The organism is Ideonella livida (assembly GCF_010499455.1).
Lineage (GTDB): Bacteria > Pseudomonadota > Gammaproteobacteria > Burkholderiales > Burkholderiaceae_C > Ideonella > Ideonella livida.
Genome location: NZ_JAAGOH010000032.1, coordinates 38,800 through 48,395, shown reverse-complemented (window position 1 = coordinate 48,395; position 9,596 = coordinate 38,800). Strand labels below are relative to the sequence as shown.

Below are 9,596 nucleotides of genomic sequence, written 5' to 3'. Positions count from 1 at the left end.
GCGGTGGCCGCCGTGTCACTGGCCGTGGCGGCCCTGGCACCCGTCACCGCCGCGCAGGCGCAGACCGCTGGCGCGGCCCCCTGGCCCGCCGGCCCGGTGCGCCTGCTGGTGGGCTTTGCCGCCGGCGGCCCGTCCGACCTGGTGGCCCGGGCCTTTGCCGACCACGCCGCCCGCCCGCTGGGCCAGCCGCTGGTGGTGGAGAACCGCCCGGGCGCCAACGCGGTGCTGGCCACCGAGGCGGTGGCCCAGGCCCGCCCCGACGGCCAGACCCTGCTGGCCGCCGCCAGCAACCACGCCATGATCCCGGCGCTCTACGCCGCCCGCATCCGCTTTGACGCCGCGCGCGCCTTCAGCCCGGTGTGCACGCTGGCGCAAAGCGCCACCGTGCTGGTGGTGGGCCCGGCCCTGCCGGTGCGCAGCCTGGCCGAGCTGCTCCAGCTCGCCCGCAGCCGGCCGCAAGGCCTGACCTACGGCTCGCCCGGCCTGGGCAGCTCGCCGCACCTGGCGGCAGAGCGCTTTGCCCGCCTGGCCGGCGTGCCGCTGGTGCATGTGCCCTACAAGGGCGCGGCCCCGGTGGTGACCGACCTGATGGGCGGCCAGCTGGAGCTGTCACTGGCCACGCTGGGCTCGGTGCTGCCGCACCTCAAGTCGGGCCGGCTCACCGCCTTGGCGGTGGCGTCGGCGCGCCGCTCGACCCTGCTGCCGCAGGTGCCCACTTTTGAGGAGGCCGGCCTCAAGGGCTTCACCGTGGACACGTGGTACGGGGTGCTGGCGCCCGCCGGCACGCCGGCCCCGGCCCTGCAGGCCCTCACCCGCGAAGCCATGGCCTTTGGCCAGTCGCCAGCCGTGCGCGAGCGCCTGGCCAGCGCCGGCCTGGAACCCTCCACCGTCTGCGGCGAAGCCTTCGCCGCCCAGATCACGCAGGAGATCGCCCTGAACCAACGCCTGGCCCAGGCGCTGGACCTGAAGGCAGAGTGAAACGCCCCGCCACGCCCCACCAAGGACCCATGCCCATGCGCCGCACCACCGCCCGCCCAACCGGCCGCCCCAACGCCTGTCCCGCCACGCCCGACCAGCCCAGCCAGCCCAGCCAGCCCAGCCAGCCCAGCCAGCCCGCCAACGCCGCCCGCCGCCGCCTCTGCCAGGGCCTGGCCCTGGCCTCGGGCCTGGCGCTGACCGCCACCGGCCTGCCCGCAGCAGCGCAAGCGGCCCCGGCGGCCGACGGACCGGCCGCGGGCAAGACCGTGCGCCTGGTGGTGCCCTTTCCGCCCGGCGGCAATGTGGACCTGAGCGCCCGCCTCCTGGCCCCAGAGCTGGGGCGCGAGCTGGGCCTGACCGTGGTGGTGGACAACCGCGCCGGCGCCGCCGGCATCGTGGGCCTGGACAGCGTGGCCAAGGCCGCACCCGATGGCACCACGGTGGGCATCGCCTCTCCCGTCAACCACCTGGCCGCCCCGGCCCTGCACCCCCGCCTGCCCTACGACCCGGTGCGCGACTTCAGCCCCGTGGGCCTGATCGCCAGCGTGCCCATGGTGCTGGTGGTGGGCCCGTCCTCGCCGGTGCGCAGCGTGGCCGAGCTGCTGGCCCGCGCGCGTCAGAAGCCCGGCGCGCTGACCATGGCCTCGGCCGGCAGCGGCAGCGGCAACCACATCGTGGGCGAGCTGTTCCAGGACGCCACCGGCGTGCAGCTGGTGCATGTGCCCTACAAGGGCAGCTCACCGGCCAACACCGACGTGGCCGGCGGCCATGTGGACCTGCACTTTGACCAGCTCTCGGCGGTGCTGCCGCTGCTGCAGGCCGGCCGGCTGCGCGCCCTGGCGGTGACCACCGCCCGCCGCTCGGCCCTGCTGCCTGAGGTGCCCACCCTGGCCGAAGCCGGCGTGCCCGGCTTTGACGCCTCCACCACCCTGGGCCTGGTGCTGCCCGGCCGGGCCGACGCCGCCTTGGTGCAGCGCTGGCACCAGGCCTTGCAGGCCGTGCTGCGCCGACCCGCCGTGCGCGAGCAGTTCGCCCGCCTGGGCGCCGAGCCCCGCGAAGGCAGCACCGCCGCCTACGCCGAGTTCATCCGCAGCGAGATTGCCCGCACCGCGCGCATCGTGCGCGAAGCCAAGATCACCCTGGACTGATCGGCCCGCCATGACCCCTGCGCCCCACGCCCCCGCCGGTCCCCCATCGGGCGCCGCCCACCCCATCGGCGTGACCGATGGGGTGGACTGCCACTTTCACGTCATCGCCCCGCCCGAGGACGCCCCCATGGCGCCCGGCCGCAGCTACACCCCCGCGCCCGCTCCGCTGGCAGCCTGGCGGGCCCGCCTGGGCGGCCTGGGGCTGCGCCAGGGCGTGGTGGTGCAGCCCAGCCTGTACGGCACCGATGCCCGGGTGCTGCTGGACGCCCTGGCCCAAGGCGGCGGCGCCCTGGTGGGCGTGGCCGCCGCCACACCGGAGGTGGACGAGGCCACGCTGGACCGCTGGGCCGAGGCCGGTGTGCGCGGCCTGCGCATGGCCCACTTCGAGCCCGGCGACCCGCGGGCGCTGAGCGGTTTTGTCCACTTTGAGGCCGCCTTTGACGCCCTGGCCCCGCGCATGGCCGCGCGCGGCTGGCACCTGCAGCTGCTCACCGACAGCCGCCTGCTGCCCGCGCTGGCCCCCCGCCTGCGCCGCTCGCCCGTGCCGGTGGTCCTGGACCACATGGGCCGCACCCCGGCCCGGCTGGGCACCGCCCACGCCGGCATGCAAAGCCTGTGCGCCCTGCTGGCCGAAGGGGTGGTGTGGGTCAAGCTCTCAGGAGTAGCCAATGTGTCAGAGGCCGCGCCCGGCTATGAGGACGCGCGCGCCGTGCACGATGCCCTGCTGGCCGCCGCGCCCGAGCGCCTGGTGTGGGGGTCGGACTGGCCGCACACCCGCCCCCAGGGCGAGGTGCCGGACACGGCGGCGCTGCTGCGCCACTTTCTGGCCTGGACGCCCGAGGCCTGGCACGCGCCCATCCTGTGCCGGCAGCCGCGTGCGCTGTACGGCCTGCCGGACATTACCCAACCGGCGGCGGCATCGGTCTGAGCTGGCTTCAACCCTTCAGCGCCTGGGCATGCCAGGCCACATGCTCGCCCAGGAAGCTGGCGATGAAGTAGTAGCTGTGGTCATACCCCGCATGACGGCGCAGGGTGAGCGGGTGGCCGGCGGCGGCGCAGGCCGCCTCCAGCAGCTCGGGGCGCAGCTGGGTGGCCAAGAACTCGTCGGCCTCGCCCTGGTCCACCAGCAGGGGCAGGCGCTCCTGAGCCTTGGCGATCAGGGCCACCGCGTCATGCGCGGCCCAGGCGGCGGGGTCGTCGCCCAGGTAGGCGGTAAAGGCCTTCTGGCCCCAGGGCACCTGGCTGGGCGCCACGATGGGCGAGAAGGCCGACACGCTGGCAAAGCGCCCCGGGTGGCGCAGCGCCAGGGTGAGGGCGCCGTGCCCGCCCATGGAGTGGCCGCTGAGGGCACGCCGGCCGGGCTGCACCTGGCCGGCAAAGTGCGACTCCACCAGGGCCGGCAGCTCCTGCACCACATAGTCTTCCATGCGGAAGTGCGTGGCCCAGGGCGCCTGCGTGGCGTTCAGGTAGAAGCCCGCGCCCTGGCCCAGGTCGTAGGCCGCATCGTTGGGCACGCCCAGGGTGCCGGCGGGGTCCCGCGGGCTGGTGTCGGGCGCCACCACGATCAAGCCGTGCTGCGCGGCATGGGCCTGCACGCCCGACTTGGTGATGAAGTTCTGCTCGGTGCAGGTCAGGCCCGAAAGCCAATACAGCACCGGGCAGGGCTGACCGGCCAGCGCGGCCGGCGGCAGGTACACGCCCAGTTTCATGGGGCAGCCCAAGGTGGTGCTGGCGTGCTGCCACACCTCCTGCCGGCCGCCAAAGCTGGCGTGCTGTTCAACGCGTTCCATGCGGTCGCTCCAGGTCAGGCGGGCCGGGATCAGTACTGCAGCACCGAGCGGATGGACTTGCCTTCGTGCATCAGGTCAAAGGCATGGTTCACCTCGTCCAGGCCCATGGTGTGGGTGACAAAGGGCGCCAGGCGGATGCGGCCGGCCATGGCGTCTTCCACCATGCCAGGCAGCTCGCTGCGGCCCTTGACGCCGCCAAACGCGGTGCCCAGCCACTTGCGGCCCGTCACCAGCTGGAAGGGGCGAGTGCTGATCTCTTGGCCGGCACCGGCCACGCCAATGATCACGCTCTGGCCCCAGCCGCGGTGGGCGCATTCCAGCGCCGCCCGCATGACGTTGACGTTGCCAATGCACTCAAAGCTGTGGTCCACGCCCCAGCCGGTCATCTCCACGATCACCTGCTGCACAGGCTTGTCAAAGTCCTTGGGGTTGACGCAATCCGTCGCGCCAAAGGCCCGGGCCAATTCAAACTTGTCGGGGTTGGTGTCCACCGCAATGATGCGGCCCGCCCCGGCCAGCTGCGCGCCGTGCACCACCGCCAGGCCAATGCCACCCAGGCCGAACACGGCCACGGTGTCGCCCTGCTGCACCTTGGCGGTGTTCTTCACCGCGCCCAAGCCGGTGGTCACGCCGCAGCCCAGCAGGCACACCTGCTCGGGGTTGGCGTCGGGGTGGATCTTGGCCAGCGAGACCTCGGCCACCACCGTGTACTCGCTGAAGGTGGAGCAGCCCATGTAGTGGTACAGCGGCTGGCCGTTGTAGCTGAAGCGGCTGGTGCCATCGGGCATCACGCCCTTGCCCTGGGTGGCGCGCACCGACACGCACAGGTTGGTCTTGCCGCTCTTGCAGAACAGGCACTCGCCGCACTCGGCGGTGTAGAGCGGAATGACGTGGTCGCCGGGCTGCACGCTGGTCACGCCCTCGCCCACTTCCACCACGATGCCCGCGCCTTCATGGCCCAGCACCACCGGGAACAGGCCTTCGGGGTCGTCACCGCTCAGGGTAAAGGCATCGGTGTGGCACACCCCGGTGTGGGTGATCTTGATCAGCACCTCGCCCTTCTTGGGCGGCGCCACGTCAATCTCCACCACTTGCAGGGGTTGACCAGGACCAAACGCAACAGCAGCACGGGATTTCATCGGGGGATTCCTTGTGGGGGGAAAGGGGGCTTCGGGAACAGGAAGGGGGTATGGACCAGGCCTGCGAAATAGGGTGGCGCCAGAAGACCGCCAGCCGCCTCAGCGCAGGTAAGAGCGCACCAGGGCCGTCAGGTCCTGCGCCAGCTCGCCGGCAGGCCGGTCAGCGGCCAACGCCTCACGAATGTGCGACTCCAGGATCTCGGACATCAGGCCATTGACCGCGCCACGAATGGCCGCCAACTGCTGCAGCACCGGCGCGCAATCTGCGCCAGCCTCCAGCGCGCGCTCCAGCGCCTCGGCCTGGCCGCGGATGCGGCGCACGCGGGCCAAGGCCTTGCGTTTGTCTTCAGGTGCGTGGGGCATGGCCTAAGGCCTCCAAGGTACTGGGGGCCAGTATATGAAGGACAAGGCCGCCGCGCCACCCACAACGCTGTTCACCACACCGGCTCTCCGCACCACAGGCCGCGCACCGCACACTGCCCGCCACAAGCGACCAACGGGCCCTGCACCTGCCCAGTTGCCGAGCGATCTCGCTGGGCTTGACGTCCTGGCTCAGCAGCAGGCTGATCTGCGTGCGCTCCTCCATGCTCAGGCTTGAATATGCTTGGCCCATCGCTTCAAGTCATTGACCCAGTTGAGGTGTTGCACTTCAGTCTAGAGCCCAGGCTCACCACTTTTGAGCTGCCTGTGCGGCAGTGAACTCATCGTCGGCTGATCCGCGATGCGATCACCATTTCTGAGCTGCCTGTGCGGCAGTGAACGTCAGCATTGAAGAGCGCGTGGTCGAGCCAGATTTCTGAGCTGCCCGTGCGGCAGTGAACAGAATGTCGGCTTCCTCTATCGCTCGGACCTTTTTCTGAGCTGCCTGTGCGGCAGTGAACCTGGCGTTCCTCCGCGCCCGCAACGGCGCTGATTTCTGAGCTGCCTGTGCGGCAGTGAACCGCTGCCTCTCGGCGCTCGTCCTGCTCCTGCATTTCTGAGCTGCCTGTGCGGCAGTGAACATGGAAGCGGGCGCTTGAAGAGGGCCGCATGTTTTCTGAGCTGCCTGTGCGGCAGTGAACCGAACCCTGCGACAGGAAACGCGGCTCCGTCATTTCTGAGCTGCCTGTGCGGCAGTGAACGGCGGATGCGGGGGAGCTGGTGCGCGCCACTTTTTCTGAGCTGCCTGTGCGGCAGTGAACCCGCGGATTGCATCGTCTGGACTGCTGAACAATTTCTGAGCTGCCTGTGCGGCAGTGAACGTCCTGGAGCGCAGCCTTGCCAAGGCGCTGGTTTTCTGAGCTGCCTGTGCGGCAGTGAACACCCCTCTGAGCGATTCGCGCATCTGGACCCATTTCTGAGCTGCCTGTGCGGCAGTGAACCGTGGAATTCTCGCGTCACCGTGGCGCCGTCATTTCTGAGCTGCCTGTGCGGCAGTGAACCCCCAGCCAGACTATTCCCGCCCTACGGTGAATTTCTGAGCTGCCTGTGCGGCAGTGAACATCCTGCATCCCGCGATCACGGCAATCGTCCATTTCTGAGCTGCCTGTGCGGCAGTGAACGGCACGGGTGTTGTGCTGCTGCGCTGGATTGTTTTCTGAGCTGCCTGTGCGGCAGTGAACTGCGTTCCCAGCAGGTTCGTCGCCACTCCCAATTTCTGAGCTGCCTGTGCGGCAGTGAACATCGACGTGACCAACGAGATGGCCCGCGCACTTTTCTGAGCTGCCTGTGCGGCAGTGAACAACAGCTACAGCCCAGGTGCTGCGCACCTGAATTTCTGAGCTGCCTGTGCGGCAGTGAACTCCTGTGCCCACTGTCGATAGCGGCCACGTGTTTTCTGAGCTGCCTGTGCGGCAGTGAACATCTCGTCGCGGTTGAACTGGCCGCGGTCGTATTTCTGAGCTGCCTGTGCGGCAGTGAACAAAGCATTTCCGTCTTTCTGTTGGGTTGCGATTTTCTGAGCTGCCTGTGCGGCAGTGAACGCTCGATGTGCTCGGCAGAAACGCCGTGCTCTTTTCCGAGCTGCCTGTGCGGCAGTGAACGGTACATCAGCGGCAGGTGGTCGCCGTTGCCTTTTCTGAGCTGCCTGTGCGGCAGTGAACCGAGGGTGGAACCAGACCCAATTGGCGATTGCTTTCTGAGCTGCCTGTGCGGCAGTGAACCAGAGGAAAGCCGGCTCCTGTTCGGTGCGCATTTTCTGAGCTGCCTGTGCGGCAGTGAACAGTGCGCTGCGCTCCCACGAGGCAGTCTTCATTTTCTGAGCTGCCTGTGCGGCAGTGAACAGTGCGCTGCGCTCCCACGAGGCAGTCTTCATTTTCTGAGCTGCCTGTGCGGCAGTGAACGCCATGGTTTAGGGCTCCCAGACGGTGCGCAGTTTCTGAGCTGCCTGTGCGGCAGTGAACCTCTCCACCGGCGGCGCGACGGGCGCGAGTGTTTTCTGAGCTGCCTGTGCGGCAGTGAACGGCTGCACGTCCCGCGGACAGGCTCACCGGGCTTTCTGAGCTGCCTGTGCGGCAGTGAACGCATGCCCCGCGTGGCGCTGGAAAGCCCAGAATTTCTGAGCTGCCTGTGCGGCAGTGAACACAAACTGGCTCTTGGACAGAGCGTCATTCGTTTTCTGAGCTGCCTGTGCGGCAGTGAACTTCCGGCTTTGTGGCATTCCGAATCATGATGATTTCTGAGCTGCCTGTGCGGCAGTGAACGTACCAGCGAGCGTTGCTCCAATTACGTCTCATTTCTGAGCTGCCTGTGCGGCAGTGAACCGAAGCCTTGAGCCAAGGTGCGCAGCACCTGATTTCTGAGCTGCCTGTGCGGCAGTGAACCGAAGACGTCGATCTCTGCTAGTGCAGGTCGTTTTCTGAGCTGCCTGTGCGGCAGTGAACGGCTGGAGCGCCCGCCACGGCAGCTTTGCACATTTCTGAGCTGCCTGTGCGGCAGTGAACGAAGTGCCGCACACCGGCCGCCCCATCGTGGTTTTCTGAGCTGCCTGTGCGGCAGTGAACCCCATCTTCACGCGCAGCGTTTTCATGCGCACTTTCTGAGCTGCCTGTGCGGCAGTGAACTTCATCATGCGCACGTCCTCGATGGGCGTGGATTTCTGAGCTGCCTGTGCGGCAGTGAACACCGTGGGCGAAAACTCCACCCTGCTCGACCATTTCTGAGCTGCCTGTGCGGCAGTGAACGCGGTGAGCGCCTGCGGGCCGCGGTTCTGCAGTTTCTGAGCTGCCTGTGCGGCAGTGAACGCCGCCGCCATCGCGCGCCGGTCGGGGTCATATTTCTGAGCTGCCTGTGCGGCAGTGAACAATTTGTGAGCGACGCAATTAGACCGATGAAATTTCTGAGCTGCCTGTGCGGCAGTGAACTAAGGACACGATCGGCAATGCCACCCGCCTTATTTCTGAGCTGCCTGTGCGGCAGTGAACAGCCATTCGTCCCCGATCCAAAAGCCGCGGATTTTCTGAGCTGCCTGTGCGGCAGTGAACGTGACGTGATCAAGTTGAAGGACACCCCGTGGTTTCTGAGCTGCCTGTGCGGCAGTGAACGTCAGCGCACGCTCGCCGTAAGCGCTAGCGTATTTCTGAGCTGCCTGTGCGGCAGTGAACGGGTCATAGATGTCGCTGCGCCCATCCATGAGTTTCTGAGCTGCCTGTGCGGCAGTGAACAAAGCCCGCGCCGCCTACAACAAGGGCGTCAATTTCTGAGCTGCCTGTGCGGCAGTGAACGTCAGGCCACCACGTCGAGGGTGACTTGAGCGTTTCTGAGCTGCCTGTGCGGCAGTGAACGGAGGAAGGCCGTACTCGCTCAATATCTCGTTTTTCTGAGCTGCCTGTGCGGCAGTGAACTTGGCTAGAGCGTTCTGGCCTCCGCACTTTTCTTTCTGAGCTGCCTGTGCGGCAGTGAACTGCCCGCACAGCTCGCAGCGGCCCGGGCAAAATTTCTGAGCTGCCTGTGCGGCAGTGAACGCGAAACGGTCGCGTGGGGCGGTGTCGGAAAATTTCTGAGCTGCCTGTGCGGCAGTGAACCAGGCGCAGCACGCCGCCAGCGGTGGCCACCTTTTCTGAGCTGCCTGTGCGGCAGTGAACCGCCTGAGCGCCCTGGAATTGATGGCGCTGCTTTTCTGAGCTGCCTGTGCGGCAGTGAACGGTGTGCCGGCTTCCCGTCCGGCGCCGGGAGTTTTCTGAGCTGCCTGTGCGGCAGTGAACTGATCGCGGCAGGAACGAGGTCTGAGCGCGTGTTTCTGAGCTGCCTGTGCGGCAGTGAACCGCATCATCGCGTGCGCCCAGCGCGCAAGCATTTTCTGAGCTGCCTGTGCGGCAGTGAACCAGCGCTCCACCGTCCAACTCCCCCGCCTTCATTTCTGAGCTGCCTGTGCGGCAGTGAACCCATTCCACAACGTCACTGTCCGCGCCCTCGTTTTCTGAGCTGCCTGTGCGGCAGTGAACGTCGATCCACTCATCCCCATGCTGCTGGCGCATTTCTGAGCTGCCTGTGCGGCAGTGAACGAAGCTGTCCGAAGCATGAAGCTTCGGGAGCTTTTCTGAGCTGCCTGTGCGGCAGTGAAC

6 protein-coding genes and 1 CRISPR repeat array (1 of these 7 running past the window's edge) are annotated in these 9,596 nt (G+C 67.5%); of the genes, 3 read left to right on the top strand and 3 right to left on the bottom strand.

Annotated features, from left to right (window positions below):
• The first annotated feature begins 3 nt into the window (after positions 1-3).
• From G3A44_RS19185 to G3A44_RS19175, 3 genes are read left to right on the top strand one after another with little or no spacing between them, the layout of a single operon-like run.
• Positions 4-978: a tripartite tricarboxylate transporter substrate binding protein gene (locus G3A44_RS19185; RefSeq protein WP_163459371.1), complete on the top strand. Its 975-nt coding sequence runs from the start codon at positions 4-6 to the stop codon at positions 976-978.
• 35 nt (positions 979-1,013) lie between these two features.
• A complete protein-coding gene (locus G3A44_RS19180) occupies positions 1,014-2,126 on the top strand; it encodes a Bug family tripartite tricarboxylate transporter substrate binding protein (protein ID WP_203561479.1) in 1,113 nt (370 codons plus the stop codon).
• Positions 2,127-2,136: 10 nt separating this feature from the next.
• Positions 2,137-3,054: an amidohydrolase family protein gene (locus tag G3A44_RS19175; protein ID WP_163459362.1), complete on the top strand. Its 918-nt coding sequence runs from the start codon at positions 2,137-2,139 to the stop codon at positions 3,052-3,054.
• Positions 3,055-3,061: 7 nt separating this feature from the next.
• Here the strand turns inward: G3A44_RS19175 and fghA are convergent, their stop codons facing one another.
• The 3 genes from fghA to G3A44_RS19160 all read right to left on the bottom strand — a co-directional run bounded on the left by fghA (position 3,062) and on the right by G3A44_RS19160 (position 5,418).
• On the bottom strand, positions 3,062-3,916 hold the full coding sequence (gene fghA / locus G3A44_RS19170) for an S-formylglutathione hydrolase (RefSeq protein WP_163459361.1): 855 nt from the start codon (positions 3,914-3,916) through the stop codon (positions 3,062-3,064).
• Between the two features lie 29 nt (positions 3,917-3,945).
• Positions 3,946-5,055 carry an S-(hydroxymethyl)glutathione dehydrogenase/class III alcohol dehydrogenase gene (locus tag G3A44_RS19165; RefSeq protein WP_163459360.1) on the bottom strand — a complete coding sequence of 370 codons (1,110 nt, stop codon included), beginning with the start codon at positions 5,053-5,055 and terminating at the stop codon, positions 3,946-3,948.
• A 99-nt stretch (positions 5,056-5,154) separates the two neighbouring features.
• Positions 5,155-5,418, bottom strand: coding sequence for a metal/formaldehyde-sensitive transcriptional repressor (locus G3A44_RS19160; RefSeq protein WP_163459359.1), 264 nt, complete (start codon positions 5,416-5,418; stop codon positions 5,155-5,157).
• 310 nt (positions 5,419-5,728) lie between these two features.
• Positions 5,729-9,596: direct repeats of the CRISPR family, unit length 28 nt; unit sequence TTTCTGAGCTGCCTGTGCGGCAGTGAAC (it continues 1,740 nt past the right edge of the window).

Coding starts and splice junctions, on each gene's coding strand:
- G3A44_RS19180 (WP_203561479.1), top strand. CDS start 1,014: ATGCGCCGCACCACCGCCCGCCCAACCGGCCGCCCCAACGCCTGTCCC.
- G3A44_RS19175 (WP_163459362.1), top strand. CDS start 2,137: ATGACCCCTGCGCCCCACGCCCCCGCCGGTCCCCCATCGGGCGCCGCC.
- fghA (WP_163459361.1), bottom strand. CDS start 3,916: ATGGAACGCGTTGAACAGCACGCCAGCTTTGGCGGCCGGCAGGAGGTG.
- G3A44_RS19165 (WP_163459360.1), bottom strand. CDS start 5,055: ATGAAATCCCGTGCTGCTGTTGCGTTTGGTCCTGGTCAACCCCTGCAA.
- G3A44_RS19160 (WP_163459359.1), bottom strand. CDS start 5,418: ATGCCCCACGCACCTGAAGACAAACGCAAGGCCTTGGCCCGCGTGCGC.